This is a genomic window from Arthrobacter sp. D2-10, from assembly GCF_054161285.1.
On the sequence record NZ_CP096431.1, the window covers coordinates 1,046,477 to 1,064,777 of the forward strand.

Annotated in this window: 13 protein-coding genes; 7 read left to right on the forward strand and 6 right to left on the reverse strand. The window is 66.4% G+C overall.

Annotation, left to right across the window (positions count from 1 at the left end):
- Window positions 1–40: 40 nt before the first annotated feature.
- Window positions 41–844, reverse strand: coding sequence for an RDD family protein (locus tag M1D74_RS04980; RefSeq protein ID WP_309070499.1), 804 nt, complete (start codon window positions 842–844; stop codon window positions 41–43).
- A gap of 73 nt (window positions 845–917) precedes the next feature.
- Between M1D74_RS04980 and M1D74_RS04985 the strand changes: the two genes are divergently transcribed.
- Window positions 918–1,910 carry a stage II sporulation protein M gene (locus M1D74_RS04985; protein ID WP_458116697.1) on the forward strand — a complete coding sequence of 331 codons (993 nt, stop codon included), beginning with the start codon at window positions 918–920 and terminating at the stop codon, window positions 1,908–1,910.
- Between the two features lie 84 nt (window positions 1,911–1,994).
- Entirely contained in the window at window positions 1,995–3,197 is a 1,203-nt protein-coding gene (locus M1D74_RS04990) for a TIGR01906 family membrane protein (protein ID WP_458116698.1), read from the forward strand.
- Window positions 3,198–3,201: 4 nt separating this feature from the next.
- On the opposite strand, the gene M1D74_RS04995 is transcribed toward M1D74_RS04990, so the two are convergent.
- Entirely contained in the window at window positions 3,202–4,992 is a 1,791-nt protein-coding gene (locus M1D74_RS04995; protein ID WP_458116699.1) for an AMP-dependent synthetase/ligase, read from the reverse strand.
- Between the two features lie 41 nt (window positions 4,993–5,033).
- Window positions 5,034–6,716 carry a dolichyl-phosphate-mannose--protein mannosyltransferase gene (locus M1D74_RS05000; RefSeq protein WP_458116700.1) on the reverse strand — a complete coding sequence of 561 codons (1,683 nt, stop codon included), beginning with the start codon at window positions 6,714–6,716 and terminating at the stop codon, window positions 5,034–5,036.
- A gap of 260 nt (window positions 6,717–6,976) precedes the next feature.
- On the opposite strand from M1D74_RS05000, the gene rsmI reads away from it, so the two are divergent.
- The gene (gene rsmI / locus M1D74_RS05005; protein ID WP_375164825.1) at window positions 6,977–7,771 is read left to right on the forward strand and encodes a 16S rRNA (cytidine(1402)-2'-O)-methyltransferase; all 795 of its coding nucleotides are present in this window, start codon (window positions 6,977–6,979) and stop codon (window positions 7,769–7,771) included.
- Between the two features lie 188 nt (window positions 7,772–7,959).
- The gene (locus tag M1D74_RS05010) at window positions 7,960–9,441 is read left to right on the forward strand and encodes an NAD-dependent succinate-semialdehyde dehydrogenase (protein WP_458116701.1); all 1,482 of its coding nucleotides are present in this window, start codon (window positions 7,960–7,962) and stop codon (window positions 9,439–9,441) included.
- 124 nt (window positions 9,442–9,565) lie between these two features.
- Here the strand turns inward: M1D74_RS05010 and M1D74_RS05015 are convergent, their stop codons facing one another.
- Genes M1D74_RS05015 through M1D74_RS05025 form a run of 3 tightly spaced genes read right to left on the reverse strand, consistent with a single transcriptional unit; the run spans window position 9,566 to window position 14,464 of the window.
- Complete coding sequence (locus M1D74_RS05015) at window positions 9,566–11,938, reverse strand: transglutaminase TgpA family protein (RefSeq protein ID WP_458116702.1); 2,373 nt, start codon at window positions 11,936–11,938, stop codon at window positions 9,566–9,568.
- Entirely contained in the window at window positions 11,935–13,416 is a 1,482-nt protein-coding gene (locus M1D74_RS05020; protein WP_458116703.1) for a DUF58 domain-containing protein, read from the reverse strand. The genes M1D74_RS05015 and M1D74_RS05020 overlap by 4 nt, the downstream gene beginning before the upstream one ends.
- A gap of 4 nt (window positions 13,417–13,420) precedes the next feature.
- Complete coding sequence (locus M1D74_RS05025; protein ID WP_458116704.1) at window positions 13,421–14,464, reverse strand: AAA family ATPase; 1,044 nt, start codon at window positions 14,462–14,464, stop codon at window positions 13,421–13,423.
- Between the two features lie 186 nt (window positions 14,465–14,650).
- On the opposite strand from M1D74_RS05025, the gene M1D74_RS05030 reads away from it, so the two are divergent.
- The 3 genes from M1D74_RS05030 to rsmA all read left to right on the forward strand — a co-directional run bounded on the left by M1D74_RS05030 (window position 14,651) and on the right by rsmA (window position 18,211).
- Window positions 14,651–15,586, forward strand: a complete 936-nt coding sequence (locus M1D74_RS05030; RefSeq protein WP_458116705.1) for a TatD family hydrolase — start codon at window positions 14,651–14,653, stop codon at window positions 15,584–15,586.
- A 324-nt stretch (window positions 15,587–15,910) separates the two neighbouring features.
- Window positions 15,911–17,107 carry a transglycosylase family protein gene (locus M1D74_RS05035; protein WP_458116706.1) on the forward strand — a complete coding sequence of 399 codons (1,197 nt, stop codon included), beginning with the start codon at window positions 15,911–15,913 and terminating at the stop codon, window positions 17,105–17,107.
- A gap of 225 nt (window positions 17,108–17,332) precedes the next feature.
- Entirely contained in the window at window positions 17,333–18,211 is an 879-nt protein-coding gene (gene rsmA, locus M1D74_RS05040) for a 16S rRNA (adenine(1518)-N(6)/adenine(1519)-N(6))-dimethyltransferase RsmA (protein WP_458116707.1), read from the forward strand.
- The last annotated feature ends 90 nt before the right edge of the window (window positions 18,212–18,301 follow it).

The following is an 18,301-nucleotide window of genomic DNA, read 5'->3' on the forward strand; positions in this document are numbered from 1 at the left end:
TCAGCCTGTCCGGCGAAGGCTCGGGAGCTGTATGCCGTCCTCAGGAGCTGAACGGCAACTTGTGGAGCTGCTCGGCGGTACGTGATGTGCGTTCGCGCTGCTTCGTCATCCGGGCGTAGTCACGGTCGCGCCGTTCGGAGACGACCGCGTTCAGAAAATCTTCGGGCAGCGTGCCGGCCGGCGGGGCTGGGAAGACGAACGCTGACGCTTCGCTGGCGAGTTCGACGGCGAGGGCAGCGCGCGCCGGAGGAGTGAGCCGCGTTGCCTGTCCGATGAACTGCGAAATGCGGCGGGTCAGTGCGTCCGGCAGCTGCGCGACGTCGGCGGTCCTGATCCAGTCCTGCAACGACGGCGGCAGTACAGCACGGGTGCGGGTCTTGACCACGACGCGCTCATGCATTGAATAGGTGCCTGCGAGGAGGTCGCCGAGCCGTTTGGAACGCTCGTTGAATACGGCCACCAGGAACGCGAGCGAGCCCACCAGGAAGTAGATTTCGAGGACAGCCAGCATCCCGCGGATGAAGGCGTGCCGAAAGCGGATGGAACCGCCGTCGTCGCGCACTATCCGCAGGCCCATGACCAGGCGGCCGAGTGACTTGCCTCTGGTCACCGTCTCCACCGTGACCGGGATGACCACCAGGACCAGCACCACCAGCACCAGTACGAGCGCCTGGGTGAGCGCGGCGTCGAATGACCCGCCGAACGTGTTCCCGACCGCAACGATGACGCCGATGATCACCAGGAATTGTGCGAGCAGGTCGATCATCAGGCTCACGGCGCGCGCGCCGAACGATGCCGGGCGCAGCTCAAGAACGACCGCTTCGCCTGTGATGACCGAGCTCATGGACTGTCCTCCCCTTGGATGATTTCAGCTTAGCCGCCCGATGGCCGTACTCCCCGGGGGCTAAGCTGATCGGGTGGATCTGGACGCATTCGAGGAAGTTAACCGCGCAGACTGGAACCGGCTGGATTCGCTGACCCGGCAGCGTCGGCTGAATGGTCGCGAGGCGGATGAGCTGCTCGACTTGTATCAGCGTGCGTCGACCCATCTGTCGATGATCCGATCCATCGCGCCGGAGAGTGCGCTGTCCAATGAGTTGTCGATGCGGTTGTCGCGGGCCCGGACCAGGTTCACCGGCGCCCGGTCGAACGTGCTCGAGGATATTGCGCGGTTCTTCGTGATCTCGCTGCCGGCGGCCTTCTACCGGATCCGGTGGCTGACCGTCGTCGTCGGCGTGGTGTTTGTGGCGGTTGGCTGGCTGTACGGGGCGTGGGTTGCCAACACGCCCGGCGTGATCGCGGCGCTGGGTAGTGATGAGGAGATTCGGCGGTACGTCGAGGAGGACTTCGTCGACTACTACTCGGAAAACCCGGCGGCGTCTTTTGCCGGTCTGGTGTGGACCAACAATGCGTGGATCGCGGTGCAGGCGGTGGCGTTCGGCATCACCGGCTTCTGGGGCCCGTTCATTCTGTATCAGAACGCTCAAGGGGTCGGGATTGCCGGAGGGATGATGGCGTCCTACGACAAGCTCGATGTGTTCTTCACCTACATCCTGCCGCACGGCTTCATGGAGTTGACCGCAATTTTCATTGCGACGGCAGCCGGACTCCGCATCTTCTGGGCGTGGGTTTCGCCCGGTGCCCGGACCCGATCGCAGGCGCTTGCCGAGGAAGGCCGAGCACTGATCACCGTTGCCCTCGGACTGGTTCTGGTGCTGTTCATTTCCGGCCTGGTGGAGGGTTTCGTGACGCCGAGCCCTTTGCCTGTGTGGTTGCGGATCGGCATCGGCTTCCTGGTTTTCGCGCTGTACTGGGTGTACACACTGGTGCTCGGAAAGCGTGCCGTTCGGGCCGGGTATACCGGTGACCTCACTGAGGAGGACCAGGGGGCGTCCGTCCTGACGGCCTAGAACCTCCGACGGCGTGCCCCACAACGCCGCTCCCGGACCGCGCGGGTACTGTCGTAGATAGGAATTCCATCCAAGGAGACAGTCGTGGCTGACAAAGTCGAGAACCAAAACACGAGCGGACCGGCAGGCAGCGAGCGTCGCGCTGCACTGCGTTCGGACGTGCCCGGCGGGGGTTCAACCCGCCTTCGCGAAAGCGGCTTTCCCATGCGGAAGGCCAGCACTCTCCCCGATGTATCGGCCTACAGCGAGCCGATCAGCAGCGGCACGTCCGAGTTGGGCTCCGAGGAGCCACAGCATGAGCCCGTTGCGGCGGTGCCCGCCACGGACGACCCCTCGACCCCGGCTACCCAGCAGATCGCCGCAACACCCGTCACGGGGAAGGGTGTCACCGACACCGACACCGACACCGACGCCGGCGCCGACACCGACACCGACGCCGACACCAGCGCTCACGTATCAGAGGGCGCCCGGGAAACCGACGACGATCCTGCCCCGGACACTTCCGCCCTCACCATCCGCCCGCCCGAGGAAGACGTCACCCGCCGGGCGAGCCAGCGCGACGAGGCCGCGGCCGCCAAGCCCGTCCTTCCCCGCGTGATGCAGGTCGTTGCCGCCGTATTCTTCCCAGTGATTCTTCTCGGAGCAGCTGTTCGCGCGGTCACCACGCCGCTGTTCCTGTGGGCCGAGTATCACCGCCCAGGTTTCCCCGCTGACAGCTACGGGTTCAGCACTGAGGACCGGATGACGTACGGCTCGTACACGATGGATTACATCCTGAACTGGGCGCCCGCCCGCTACCTGGGAGACCTCGTCAACACCGACGGCGACCAGCTGTTCCTCGACAGCGAAGTCGGTCATATGGCTGACGTGAAGGCTGTGCTGTCTACTGGCTTTGTCGTTGCGACCGTCCTCGCCATCCTTGCACTTGCGGCCTGCGTCTATCTGGCTCGCCGCTACCCCGGAGGAATCCGGCGGGCTCTGTTCGCTGGTGCGGTTGCGACCCTTGTGCTGGCCGTAGTCCTCGCAGTGGCGGGTGTGCTGGCATGGGAAACCTTTTTCACCCAAGTGCATGCGCTCTTCTTCGCCGACGGCACCTGGACCTTCCGCCTCGACGACACCCTCATTCGACTCTTCCCTGCCCAGTTTTGGATTGACGCCGCTGCGGTTGTCGGCGCAATTGTGCTACTTGGCTCGGTGTTGACACTGGTGCTGACCTGGCCCACCAGGGCGCGTCGCGAGAAGTCGGCGAACGCGTACGCAAGGCGCCGAGCGGCGGGCGGCGTCTGACTCTTCAGGAGTACAGCTTCTCCACGGCGGTTGAATACTCCTTGAGCACGGCTGCCTTCTTCAGCTTCAGAGTCGGAGTGAGGTGCCCGGAGTCGACTGAGAATTCGGCGTCGAGAATGGTGAACTTCCGGATCTGCTCGGCCCGGGAAACCAACTCGTTCGTCGAATCAACGGCCGTCTGAAGCTCGGCACGCAGCGCCGCCTCCGACACCGGCGTGCTGTGACCGTTGGCCGCGGCCCAGTTCTGCACGGCCTCGGGATCGAGCGTCACCAGCGCAGCTACGAAGGGCCTGTTGTCGCCCACCACGAGGGCATGCGCCACGAGCGGATGCTCGCGCAGCTTCTCCTCGAGCGGGCCGGGTGCGACGTTCTTGCCTCCCGCCGTCACCAGGAGATCCTTCTTCCGGCCCGTGATGTGCAGGAAGCCGTCCTCGTCCAGGGTGCCGAGGTCGCCTGTGCGGAAGAATCCGTCCTCGGTGAACGCCTCGGCGTTGGCGGAAGGGTTGTTGTGATAGCCCTTGAACACCCCGACGCCGTTAACCTGAACCTCGCCCTGGTCATCGATCCGAAGCGTAGTTCCCGGCATCGGAATACCCACCGATCCGACGCGGGAAAGCCCCACGGTGTTCGTTGTACAGGGCGCTGTGCTCTCAGTAAGCCCGTAACCCTCCAGAACGTTGATCCCGGCACCCCGGAAGAAGTGAGCCAGGTGCTCGCTCAGCGGCGAAGCACCGGAAACCGTGTGCACCACTTCACCGCCGAAGACCGCCCTCAGCTTCGGATACAGCACCCGGTCAAAAAGGGCATGGCGCGCCCGCAACAGCAGCGACGGGCCGCGTCCGCCCTGCGCCGCAGCATCAAGAGCGCGCGAGTATGCAACCGCGGTGGCATCGGCAGCGCGGAACAGCTTGCCCTTGCCGGCAGCCTCCGCCTTCTGCGCTGCCGTGCTGTAGATCTTCTCGAAGATGCGCGGCACCACCAGCAGGAACGTGGGCTTGTACGCTGCAAGATCCTCCAGCAGTTCGGTCGCATTCGACGTATGCCCAAGCTTCACCCCACCGGCCACACAGACCAATTGCACCGCCCGCGCCAGCACATGGGCCAGCGGGAGGAACATGATGGTCCGTGCGTTCTCCTGCTTCAGCAATTCGGGCAGGAACTCGACCGTGTTGACCGCGAACAAGGCGAAGTTGGCGTGCGTGATCTCGCACCCCTTGGGGTGCCCTGTTGTTCCCGACGTGTATACCAGCGACGCCACGTCCTCCAGGGTCCGGCTTGACCGCGCTGACTCGAGCTCTTCGTCGCTCACGGACTCGCCCGCGGAGATCAGCGTGGCGAAGGAGGATGCGCCGTCGTCGTAGTTCATGAGGATCAGCTGCGCGTCAGGCGCGGCCTGGCGCACTGTGACCGCCTTCTCCTCGTTTTCGACGAGGACGACGACGGCGGCAGAGTCCTCAAGGATCCAGCTCACCTGGTGTGCCGAGGAGGTCTCGTAGATGGGAACGGTGACGGCGCCGGTGAACCAGATGGCGAAGTCGGCCAGAGTCCACTCGTAGCGCGTCTTCGACATGACCGCGACCGAGTCGCCGGGTTGCACACCCCGCGCGATCATGCCCTTGGCGAGGGCGCGCACCTGATCGAGGAAGCACTCGGTACTGACGTCGTTCCAGGAGCCATCCGACTTCACCGCATAGAGCGGAGCCTGAGGCGCCCGCTGGTGCTGTGCGAGGAGCAGGTCAGTGACGTTGAAGTCTGCCGGAAGGTCGACCATGAGTTCGGTGGAGGATTCACGCATAGGGTGCAGCTCACTTTTCCTCGGAGGCGACTGGCGCCGTGTCAGATCCAGCTCGGCATCCACATCCGCAGACGCCAGGAGTCGTAGGGGATGGTTTCGGCAGTCCAGATGGGCAGGAAGTACGCGGCAACCAGGACCGCAAGCACAACAAATCCTCCCACGAGCACAATACCGCTCCGTCGCCGCCAGGGACTGTCACCGGGTCCGCCCAGCACGAGTCCGAGGACGTACGTCAGCGAGAGGATGAGGAACGGCGCGAAGGCGATGGCGTAGAAGTAGAACATGGTGCGGTCCGGGAAGAGGAACCAGGGCAGGTATCCGCCCGCGATGCCGGCCAAAATGGCTCCGGCCCGCCAGTCACGCCGGCCGATCCAGAACAGCAGCACCACGACGAGCGACAGGGCGCCCGCCCACCAGATGACCGGGTTGCCCAGCATGAGCACCGACTGTGAACAGTCCGAAGCGCCGCAACTCAGCCCGTCGGACTCGTAGTGGAAGTTCGTAGGCCTTCCGACGAACAGCCAGGACCAGGCCGTGGCCTCATACGGGTGCTCGCTGCTCAACCCCTCGTGGAAGCTATACGCGCTGCGGTGATACTCGGCGAGGGAGCGCAGGGGAGCAGGCACCCAGTCCCACAACGGGTCCGGATTTTCAGCGGCCCACTGCCGGTCATAGGCGTCGGAGGACAGGAACCAGCCCGTCCACGTGGCCAGATAGACGAGCAGCCCCAGCGGCACAATGGACGCGAAGGCCTGAAGCCCATCCCGCACGACGGCGCCGACCCCCCAGCGCCGGATGCCCACTGCGCGCCGGGCGGACATATCCCACAGCACGGTCATGAGCCCGAAGACCGCAATGAAGGGAAGCGCCGACCACTTGGTGCCGAGCGCCAGCCCGAGCGCCACACCCGCGGCGATCCGCCACGGCCGAAGCCCCAGCCACGGCCCGTACAGCAATTGTTCGCGGGTGGGCTGACCCCGTTCGCGCGCATAGCCGGCCATGAGTGACGCCAATCGCCGCCGTGCCCAATCCCTGTCCAACACCAGCAGGGCGAAGGCAACGAGCACCCAGAACATCAGGAACACGTCGAGCAGCGAGGTGCGCGAATGCACCAGGTGCTGCCCGTCCACGGCCATCAGGAGCCCTGCGATAGCCCCCAGCGCAAGAGATCCGAACAACCGCTGCGCCACCAGGGCAAGAATGAGGATCGACAGCGTGCCGACCACCGCCGCGGAAAACCGCCAGCCGAAGGGATTCGACGGACCGAACAACGCCATCCCGACGGCGATCATCCACTTGCCGACCGGCGGATGCACCACGTAGTCCGGGGTCTCCAAAATCACCCCGGGATTGCCGGCATTGAACGACTCGTCCGCTTCCTCGGGCCACTCACGCTCATACCCGGACAGCAGGAACGAGTAGGCGTCTTTGACGTAGTACGTTTCGTCGAAAACCAAGGTGTCCGGTTCACCCAGCCGGACGAACCGCAGCACTCCGCCGATCAGCGCCACCAGCACCGGCAGCAGCCAGCCCCACAGGCCGAACCGCACATGCTCGCCGAGGAGCCGCCTGCGCAGAACCCGTTCCGAAAAAGCCGTACGCGCCGAAACGACCCACTGCCGCTCATACCCCTCGCGGGGGACGGCAGCGGTGGTGGTTTGGCTCACCGCATCATCGTACCGAGCACCCCTGACAATTCGGTGCGGGCCATGAACGCTGCGCATCCCTGAACGCTGCACCCCATCAACGACGGGCCGTAACCCACTAGGCTGAACCAGTGACTGAGGAAACGAACGACGACGGCGCCCGCCGTCTCCCGGAGGACGCGAACCTCACGGAGGCTGACCACGAGTCAGATCCTGCAGCAGACGCGGAGGCAGGCCCCGAGGCAGACGACGAGGTTGATCTCCCGCAGCCCCTCCTGCCCGAAGCCCTCACACCGGGCAACGGCAGCATTGTGCTGGCCGCGACCCCGATCGGCAACATGGGGGACGCGACGTTCCGGCTGGTGTCACTCCTGGAGACCGCAGACATCATCGCCGCCGAGGACACCCGGCGCCTGCAGCGGCTCATCCGCTCGCTCGAGGTAACACCACGCGGCAGGACCCTCAGCTACCACGAGCACAATGAAGCCTCCCGTACCCCCGAACTGCTCGACCTTGTCGCTGCGGGCGCAACCCTGCTGCTCGTGACTGACGCCGGCATGCCCTCCGTCTCCGACCCGGGGTTCCGTCTGGTCGAAGCCGCAGCTGAGCGCGGCATCCAGGTCACCGTTGCTCCGGGTCCGTCCGCCGTCCTGACCGCACTGGCGCTCTCCGGACTTCCCACCGACCGCTTCTGCTTCGAGGGGTTCCTGCCCCGGAAAGCCGGGGAACGGGCAGCACGATTGGCTGAACTTCGCACCGAACGCCGCACCATGGTCTTCTTTGAAGCACCGCACCGCCTCGAGGTCATGATCCGGGCATTGCACCAGGAGTTCGGTCAGGACCGGCCCGCCTGCGTCACCCGAGAACTCACCAAGCGTTACGAGGAAGTGATCCGCGGACCGCTCCGTCAGCTCCTTGAGTGGGCGGAAGGGAACGAGATCCGGGGGGAGATCGCCGTCGTCGTCGGTGGTGCACCGGCGGACCAACCGACCGCCCCCGTCGACCATGTGGGCGCGGTCAATGAACTCATGAGCCAGGGGCTGCGCCTCAAGGAGGCCGTCGCCGCCGTCGCCGAGGACGCGCGGGTCAGCAAGCGGGAGCTGTATGCGGCAGTGGTGGCTGCCAGGACCTGAGCCCACCGTAATCCGAGCAGGGAACCGACTGTGCAACGTCACAGTGGATCCCCGCTTTTGTGGTGCAGCTTTGTATGGACATGGCCCGAAACGCAGGGCTAGCGTGAGAGCCCTGACACACAACCGATTCAGAGCTGACTGAGAGCTGACTTCAGTTGAGCGAATCGACGACCGTAAAGGCTCCCCGGATGACTATCACCGCCCAGCGCGAACAAGACCTTCTGTCCTCGGTCCCCACCGGCCTGCTCATCGGCGGCGAGTGGCGCGACGCGTCGAACGGGAAGACCTTCGACGTCGAAGACCCGGCTACCGGCAAGACACTCCTCAGCATCGCCGACGCCAGCCCTGAAGACGGCAAGGCCGCACTCGACGCCGCCGTCGCCGCACAGGACGAATGGGCGAAAACGGCGCCGCGCGAACGCGGCGAGATCCTGCGACGAGCCTTCGAACTGGTGACTGAACGCGCCGACGACTTCGCGCTCCTCATGACCATGGAAATGGGCAAGCCCCTGGCCGAGGCCCGCGGCGAGGTCATCTACGGCGCCGAGTTCCTCCGCTGGTTCTCCGAGGAAGCCGTCCGCATGTCCGGCCGATACTCCACAGCTCCCGACGGCAAGTCGCGCATCCTCGTCAACAAGAAGCCCGTCGGCCCGTGCCTGCTGATCACCCCGTGGAACTTCCCGCTGGCCATGGCGACGCGGAAGATCGCTCCCGCCGTCGCCGCCGGCTGCACCATGGTGCTCAAGCCCGCCAACCTCACCCCGCTGACCTCGCTGCTGTTCGCGAAGGTCCTCGAGGAGGCCGGCCTTCCCAAGGGCGTGCTCAATATCGTCAGCACCACCAGTGCCGGAGCGGTCACCGGGCCTCTCATCAAGGACAGCCGCCTCCGCAAGCTCTCCTTCACGGGTTCGACGCCGGTCGGCCGCCGCCTGCTCGCGGACGCCTCCGAGAACGTCCTGCGCACCTCGATGGAGCTCGGCGGCAACGCCCCGTTCCTGGTCTTCGAGGACGCTGACCTCGACAAGGCTGTCGACGGCGCCATGGCCGCAAAGCTCCGCAACATGGGCGAGGCCTGCACCGCTGCCAACCGCTTCATCGTGCACGAGTCCGTCGCCGCGGAGTTCGCAGAGAAGCTTGCTGCCCGCATGAAGAACGTCACCCCGGGCCGCGGAACCGAGGACACCTCCAAGCTCGGCCCGCTGATCGACGGCAAGAGCCGCGACAACGTGCATTCCCTCGTGAAGGATGCGGTCGACGACGGCGCGCGGCTCCTCTCCGGCGGTGAACCCCTCGACGGCCCCGGCTACTTCTACCCTGCGACGGTGCTCGCGGACGTTCCGTCGAAGTCTCGCATCCTGCAGGAGGAGATCTTCGGCCCGGTAGCGCCGATTGTCACCTTCTCGAACGAGGACGACGCCGTCCGGCTCGCCAACAACACCGAGTACGGACTCGTGGCGTACGTTTTCACCCGCGACCTGAACCGCGGCCTCCGGATGGGCGAGCGGCTCGACACCGGCATGCTGGGCCTCAATGCCGGCGTCATCTCCAATGCGGCGGCACCGTTCGGCGGCGTGAAGCAGTCGGGCCTGGGACGCGAGGGCGGCTACGAGGGGATCGAGGAGTACCTCTACACCCAGTACGTCGGCATCGCGGACCCGACCGCCGGCTAGGCGCTGTTCCGGATTTCCCACCTTCTGCTTCGACGCGGCCCAGAACGACGGCGTGTCCTCACCGACACGCCGTCAGGGCCGCCAGAAGGTGGGGAAACCGGACCGCGGAAGCCCAGCACCCGAACTACGAGGACGCGGAAACCAGATCCTCGCTGCGCTGGGCCCCGAACGGCTGCCATAGCGACCGGGGCCACAGCCGCGCGCGGACCCGTGCCGGCAACGACGCCGACCGGCGCAGCGCCTCAGTCACGGCCTGAACGTCATCCCAGCCGTTGGAGGTCCGGATGTCCGCACCGGCGAACTCCGCGTACTCCTCTTCCTCGTAGGAGCGCCGCAGCCGGACGATGGCACCCGCGGCGGCGTCGTCGAACTGGCCGCGTTCCCGAAGCCGCTGCTCGAACGTCCGCGGCGTGTCCGTCGGCAACGGGGCGAGCCCGTAATCGGCCGCCACCTCGACCGTCTCCGCCCATGCCATCGTTGCGGCTCCCACTCCGCCCGTGTTGGCAGTGACAGAACGACGACGGCGGCGGGTCCGCAGCACCCGCCACGCCATCGGCGTTAGCGCAAGCACCACGAGCAGCAGGGCAAGCACGACGCCGAGGGTTGAGCTCCGCTCCGAGCTTTCCCGCGCCGCGTCGGCCGTTTCTGCCTCCTCGGCTTCAGGAGAGGGGGTTGCCGTGGACGGGGGAACCGGGCCGACACCAGGGTTCAAGCTGTCGTTGTCGATCGACGGGCTCACCGGCGACAGAGACGAGAGCGCGTAATCCGGCACCACACCGCGGGACGGCGTCGGCTCGAACTGCACCCACCCCACGCCCTCGAAATACAGTTCGGGCCACGCGTGCGCGTCCTTGGAATTCACGGAGTACTCAGTGAACTCGACGCCGTCCGGGCTAAGGAACTGCTCGCCGGTGGGCGTACCGGGGGAGTAACCGACGGCGACCCGGCTGGGGATGCCCGCGAGCCTCGCCATCACGGCCATGGTTCCGGCGTAGTGCACGCAGTACCCGGACTTAGATTCGAGGAACCGGGCCATGACATCGAGGCTGTTGCCGTCATAGCCGCCGTCCACGGGCGCATCGACCGAGTACACGAAGGACGGTCCGCGGAGGTAACTCTGGATGGCGATCGCCTGGCTATACGGGTTGGAAATGCCCTCCACCACTGACGCCGTCGTGTCCCGGATGATGCCCGGCAGCGAACCGGGCAGGGCGAGGAACTGTTCGGGCACCGCCTCCGGATTGGTCGCCGGAATCGCCTGCAGCCGCTCCCGGGTCAGCACGGGTTCGGTGCTTTCCACAAGGTAGTCCTGGTCCGCGGTGGAGCCGCCGTCGATCGCGAGGATGCTGAGGTTCCCCGGGTCGTAGGCCCACCGCCCGTTCAGTCCGTTGATGGAGACTGGAGCGTACGGTGCCAGCAGCCAGGGGCTGGTGAAGCTTTCAGTGTCGATTCGCGTCAGCACCGTCTCGCCGGGAGGCTGGCCGTCACCGGCCATCTCCTCGACACCGGCTACGCGCTGACCGAGCCGCTGATCCGGCTCCCAGCGCTGCCCGCTGAAGTCCTCCAGCGTCACCGACCGCAGGTACAGCGGCTCCTCAGCCGTCGTGGCGTACTCGATCCGTCCGAAACCATTGGGATTACGCAGGTCATTGCCCAGTGTGACGATGGGATTCAACCCCGTCGCGGTACCCCACAGGTTCACCCGCGCTCCCTGCGGGAACACACCCGAATTGAAGCCCGGGATGGCCAGCGGAAGGACGACAGCGATGCCCAGTGCCAGCGCACCGATCGTCAGACCCCGCGACAGATGCGCACCGGACAGCTCGCCGGAGGACGCTGAGTCCTGCCGTGCCTCTAGCCAGTGGGCGGTCCCCAGCAGCAACAGATATCCAGCCACCGCGGCGACGAAGGACGGGACACCCACGCTGTTGATGCGTACGACGGCGGGGACCACCAGGATTGCCAGCAGCGCCAGTCCGCTGGTGGCCGGCATCCGGAGCGTATTGGCGAGCGTGTCGACCAGGATGGCGATGATTCCGATGCCGGCGCACACCACGAGGAAGAGTCCTCCGGTTGGCAGGACGGGCGCCACCTGCGACACCACAGTGTTCTCCGCATGACCCAGCAGCACTGACAGCCGGCCGACGAAACCCTCGCCCGGGAAGAAACCGAGCGTGCTCTGCCCGGGGAAGAACTGCCAGATCAGGGACCCCGCCAGCGCAACAACGCCCACGAGGGGAGCGAAGTACCCGGGCAGCCGGGACCAGCGGGACAACGCCATGAAGAACAGCACCGTTCCCACCGTCACCATGACGGGCGTGAACCAGGTCCAACCGAAGATCACTCCGGACAGGCTCAGCGACGTCAGCATGACGGCCGCGAAGGAGGCAGCGCTGATCAGGAGGTGCCAGTGCGTTCGACGCGGAGCCTCCTGCCGGTTGGGTAGGAGGCGTTGCGCCTGTCCGCTGGGGGCGGGGCGGGAAAGAGTGGCTGTCATGCCCGTGCTCCTGTGCCGAGTGGGCCGGTCTTGATTGTGGTCTTCGCAGTGGAGGAAGTCACCGTGGCAGGCGGCGTATCGAAGTGCGCCCAGGCCGTGGGAAGCGAAGCGTTCGGTGTTACGGCGACAACATGCCAGCCGGCGCCGCGCAGAACGTCCATCACTGCGTGCAGATCCCGCGGCCGTTCGCTGACGAGGACGGCGAAGGACTGCGAGCCGTACTCCGCTGCGGGTCCGAGGTCGCGGGCCTCAGCCTCACTGATCGCGCCGAGTAGCGCGATCAGCGGTCCGCGGTTCTTCAGACCGGCCAGCTTGTCCAGCATCGGGTCACCGAAGGGTAGGACGTTGGCGGAAGGGCCGCCGCTGCCCGGACGCCGCACCGCGTGGGAACCGGACCGACCGGGGGCGCCGGACGCCCGCTTCTGCGACGCTGCCGAACGCTTCGTCGGATCCGGCTGCAGTTCGAGGGCCGCGAGCCCCTGGGCGATGTTGTGCAGCCCGCCCTGGCCCGAAAATTCCTCGTCGTCGGGCCATGGCGCGGACACGGAGCGTCGCAGTGCAGGCGCTCCTGTTTCGTCGACGAACCGGAGCGAATAGCCGCGTTCCAGCAGGTGCGCCGCGATCGACACGGCACCGACCACGGCCCACTCGAAGGTGGGGGAGGAGAGCATGCCGGAATCGGTCTCGGGATCGCCGCCGAACGCTGAGAGGAAACCGGACCCGTAACTGGCCTGCCGCTGATCGAGGATAAGGGTGGCTTCGGGGGTGGTGACGGATTCTTCCTGACGCACCATGAGTTCGTTGTGCCGGGCGGTCGCAGCCCAGTGCACCCGGCGCATGGGGTCGCCGTGGCGGTATTCGCGGGTCATGACGTCGTCGTCGCTGGGATTCGCATTCCGGCGGGTGACAGCGTTGCCGTCCGTGCCCCGGACCCCGGTGAGCGGCGAGTGCGGCAGCTCCAGCGGGCTGGGGGTGACCACCAGCCGGTCCGTCCCGCCGAGCGTGTGCCGGGAAATGCCCAGGCCGAAGGGGTCGGTGAAGCCGGCGGTGACGGGGCCGACGTCGTACACGCCCCTCGCGGCCGACCGCAGCCGGTACTCATACAGGCTCACTCCGCTCGGGGTGGGGTTACGGGCGGGGAAGTGGAACTCGGGGGCGTCGCCGAAGCGCTGCGGAAGCTGTTCGCGCATCACCACGGAGCCGCCCAACGGACCGTCGGAGGCTACCGACAGCGTCACCGTGGTGGTGAACCCTGTCTCCATGCTCTGCGGCGCGAAGGTGCGGTGCACCGTGAAACTCGGCTTGACCAGTCGCAGCACCAGCACGGACACCAAGGGCAGCAGGACCAGCAAGAGGCCTAAATACAAGAGGTCCCGACGGCCGAGGAACTGGGCCAGCAGGAGTGAAAGGACACCGGCCGCGGCCAGTCCCCATCCCCGAACGGTCAGGATGCGCGGTAGCCGCTCGACCAGTCCCATGTGCTCAGCCGTGCCGGGAGGAGGCGCTCGCCGCGTCGCGTGCCACCGGCACCCGGGCAAGAATGCCGGAGATGATCGACGACGGCGTCTCGCCGGAGCTGAGTGCCTTCCGGTCCAGGATGAGCCGGTGGGCGAGGACGGATTCGGCGACGGAGCTGACGTCGTCGGGCAGGACGAAGTCGCGGCCTTCGAGGGCCGCACCGGCTTTCGCCGCGCGCAGCATCTGCAGCAGGCCGCGGGGGCTCGCACCGAGACGGAGCTGCGGGTGCTGCCGGGTGGCGTGCCCGATGCCGACTGTGTACTCCTTCACCGCGGGGGAGACGTACACCTGCCGGACCTGGCGGATCATCGCGGCGACGTCCTCGACGCCGGCAACGGGCTGGATGGAGCGCAGCGGCGAGACCGACTGGTGGGTCTCGAGCATGTCCATTTCCGAGCTCATGTCCGGGTAGCCCATGGAGATGCGGGCCATGAAGCGGTCGCGCTGGGCTTCGGGCAGCGGATAGGTGCCCTCCATCTCGATCGGGTTCTGGGTTGCGATCACCATGAACGGTTCGGAGAGCCGGTAGGACGAACCGTCCACCGTGACCTGGTGTTCCTCCATGCACTCGAGCAGCGCGGACTGGGTCTTGGCGGAGGCACGGTTGATCTCGTCACCGATGACGATGTTCGCGAACACCGGACCGCGCCGGAACTCGAACCGGTGGGAGTCCTGGTTGTAGATGGAGACGCCGGTGACGTCCGAAGGCAGCAGGTCCGGGGTGAACTGGATCCGGTTGACGCTGCAGTCAATGGTCCGTGCCAGGGTCTTGGCGAGCATGGTCTTGCCGACGCCCGGTACGTCCTCCAGCAGGAGGTGGCCTTCGGCGAGCAGCACCGTCAAGGCCAGCCGGGCGGCGTCGGGCTTGCCGTCGATGACCGTATTGATGGACTTCAGGATGCGCGCGCTGGTGTCGTGGAACATCTCGCCCGTCATGGGCGGACGAACAGTATCCGCACTGGGCGCCGTGCTGCCGTTGGGGGTGGCGTACTGATTGTGGGCGTCCATGGATACCTTCCGGAAACGCTGCCGGGAACGCCAAACCACGACGGTGTGGGAAACGTCAGTGGAACACGTGCGGGGCAACGGTTGCTAACTAGCTCAAGAGTACTAGGACAACTGAGGTTCGTGGCGGAAAGTTCCGCTCACCAGCGCGGATCCGGGCAGACTGCAAGGAAAGTCTAGGGTTGGACTATGTGCATCAGTTCGATCCCCGTTCAGTACCGGCCCGAAGAGACGACGGCGGAAGACTCGCCCACCGGCCGGTCACGCGCTCCCCAGGCGGGCGGCCGCAGCCGGAAACTGGAGTACCCGCCGGCGCCGGAGCCGCTCCCGTACCCCGTGATGGACAACCACACGCACCTCGATTTCCGCGACGGCCAGGTTGCCGTGAGCATCGCCGACGCGATGGATGCGGCGGAGGCCGTCGGCGTCGGCTTCGCGGTGCAGGTGGGCACCGACCTGGAGTCCTCCCGCTTCACCGTCGAGGCGGTGGACCAGGACCGGCGGCTGCTCGGCGCCGTCGCGATCCATCCCAACGAGGCGCCCCTGCTCGCCGAGGCCGGCGCCCTCGAGGACGCGCTCGCCGAGATCGAGCAGCTCGCGCAGCACCCGCGCATCCGCGCCATCGGCGAGACCGGCCTGGACTACTTCCGCACCGGCGAGGGCGGGCGCGAGCGGCAGGAGCACTCCTTCCGCCGGCACCTGGACATCGCCCGCCGCCTGGATCTTGCCCTGCAGATCCATGACCGGGATGCGCACGACGACGTCGTAAAGGTCCTGCGCACAGAGGAACCTCCCGCCCGGGTGATCTTCCATTGCTTTTCCGGCGACGCCGACCTTGCCCGGATCTGCAACGAGAACGGCTGGTTCATGTCCTTCTCCGGAACCGTCACCTTCAAGAACGCACGCGGTCTGCGCGATGCCCTGGAGATCGCCGACCCGACCCTGATCCTCACCGAAACCGATGCGCCGTTCCTCACACCGCACCCCTTCCGGGGGCAGCCGAATGCCACCTATGCCGTGCCCTACACGGTCCGGTTCATGGCGGAGCATCTTGGCTCTGACTTGGAGGAACTCTGCCGGTCTGTCAACGCCAACACGCGGCGTGCGTACGGGGAATGGGAGTGACGCGGGACAAGTAAGCCATTTTGCTAGCTTGCCCTTGTATCACAGTTCGATTACGGTGGGCTGATATTAGCCGGGGTCGGGGAAGGCTTTCGACTAATGCTGTCCGCTGCGACGGGTCTCTTCTTTGTTGTACCGCTGGCGTTGAGCCGTGCCTGATTGACGTTCTTACTCAGGCGTGCACAGCTCAACTCAAGCGGTGTGCTCAAGGGTGCCCGCCGTCGTCGTTCATATGCCTGTGCACTGATGCGCTGTGCCCACTGCTGGGACAGCTGTTCCCGTGCGCCCACGTCCCCGTGCCCGGATGCGACGCGGGATGGATATTTTGTGGCACAGCGGGATGCGAAAGCCTGGGCAGTTCTGGCCGGGCAGGGAACGGTGATGGCGAGTCTGGTTGTCGGGCTCGTGGCCTTTGTCGGCACCGGCAAGAGCGTGGAGGTGGTTGTCGACGGCCAGTCGCTGACCGTCCAGACCTTCGGCGGCACGGTGGAAGAGGTCCTGAGGACCGCCAACGTCACCGTTACCGCGAACGACGACGTGTTCCCGTCCCTCGCAAGCTCCGTTGACGACGGCGCCGCCATCCAGGTCAACAAGGCCACCGCCATCGAGGTCCGGCTGAATGGAGCCGAGACCGTCGTCCACACCACCGGCGAGACCGTCGGTGAACTCGTGAACGAGCTCGGTGTGGCCCGCGAGTCGGACATCTCCGCTCCGGCCGAGACCCGGTTGGTCACGCTCAGCTCCACGCTCAGCATTTCGACACCGAAGACCGTCACCCTCGCCGTTGACGGCAAGAACCACCGCATCGAGACCACCGTGAACACCGTGGCGGACCTCCTGAAGGATGCGAAGGTCACCCTCGGCGCCGAAGACCGGGTTTCCGTGCCCGTCAACAGCTCTGTGATCACCGGGATGGGCCTCAAGGTCACCCGCGTCGAGACCGGCAAGAAGATCACCGAGACCGAGAAGATCGACTTCACCTCCACCGAGGAAGAGACTGACGAGCTGCTCGTCGGCGAAAGCGAAGTTGTTCAGGCCGGCGTCGAAGGCGTCCGCACGCGGGTCTTCACCGTTAGCGTCATCGACGGCAAGGAAACCAGCCGGGAAAAGGTCAGCGACAAGGTCACCCGCGAGCCGGTGGCAGAGATCGTCGCAATTGGTATCCGCGAGGAAGAGCCTGAGCCGGAGGAAGAGGAGCCGGCTGCAGCGAAGGCCGAAGCGCCCAAGGTCGACGAGATCGAAACGCCCGAGCCTGCCCCTGCCGCGGTCGTTTCCGGCGGCGGCGCGTGGGATGCCCTCGCCCAGTGCGAATCCGGCGGGAACTGGTCCATCAACTCCGGGAATGGCTACTACGGCGGCCTGCAGTTCAGCGAGTCCAGCTGGCTCGGAGCCGGCGGCGGCAAGTACGCCCCGCTGCCGCACCAGGCATCGCGCGCCGAGCAGATCGCAACCGCCGAGGTTCTCAAGCAGAACGGCGGCTGGGGACACTGGCCGTCCTGCTCCTCGAAGCTGGGACTGCGCTAAAACGCTGATACGACTGCTTTCGCAGCGCCCGTGCCGGTTACCGGCACGGGCGCTGCCGTTTTTTCGGGTCCCGATGTGCCGGATTGCTCACTTCTCGCCGCAGGGTCCGCACAGCAGGGCCGCCATCCCGGGGAGCGCGCAGCGACCGCAGGGCAATAGGGAGCAAACCGGAACGGGTGAATGCAGCTGGCGGGGCTGCCCGACGCGCCCCGCTACGATGGCTAGGTGAACGACAAGGCGAGCCCATCCCCACCACAGGCCCTGCTCGGCGCGACTGAGATCCGCCGGCTGGCAGAGGAACTGGGGATCCGTCCCACCAAGACGCTTGGCCAGAACTTCGTCATTGACGGCAACACCATCCGCAGGATCGTGGCCGCTGCCGCCGTCGATCCCGCCGAGACGGTGCTCGAGGTCGGGCCGGGACTGGGGTCGCTGACCCTCGGGCTGCTGGACGCCGCACAGCGCGTAGTGGCCGTAGAAATCGACCCGGTGCTCGCCGCACGCCTGCCGCAGACCATCGCGCAGTGGCGCCCTGAGCGGGCCGCGTACTGCGACGTGGTCGAGGCCGACGCGATGCGCGTCACCGAGCTCCCCGCCGAGCCCTCCGCGCTGGTAGCCAACCTCCCGTACAACGTTGCCGTCCCCGTGGTGCTGCACCTGCTCGCGCACTTCCCGTCGATACGTCACGGGCTCGTCATGGTGCAGGATGAGGTGGCCGATCGCCTGGCCGCCCCTCCCGGCTCCAAGGTGTACGGCGTGCCGTCGGTGAAGGCCCAGTGGTACGGCCGGATGCGCAAGGCCGGCGTCATCGGCATGAATGTCTTCTGGCCTGCGCCGAAGATCGCCTCCGGCCTGGTCGGTTTCGAACGGCACGATCCGCCCCGGACCACTGCCTCCCGCAAGGAGGTGTTCGCCGTCATCGATGCCGCGTTCGCCCAGCGGCGCAAGACCCTCCGTGCGGCCCTCGCCGGCTGGGCGGGAAGCGGTGTTCTCGCGGAGCAAGCACTGACCAGGGCCGGCGTCGACCCCTCGGCCCGCGGCGAAGTCCTCGACATCCACGCCTTCGCCCGCATCGCGGAGTCGAAGCAACAGCTGCAGGCGTAGGCCGGCCTCGTTCCGGACACATTCCTGCACCGTCCGGACCAGTACGACGACGACGGTGCCGGCGAAGCGCGCAAACTCGCCGTCCGCCGT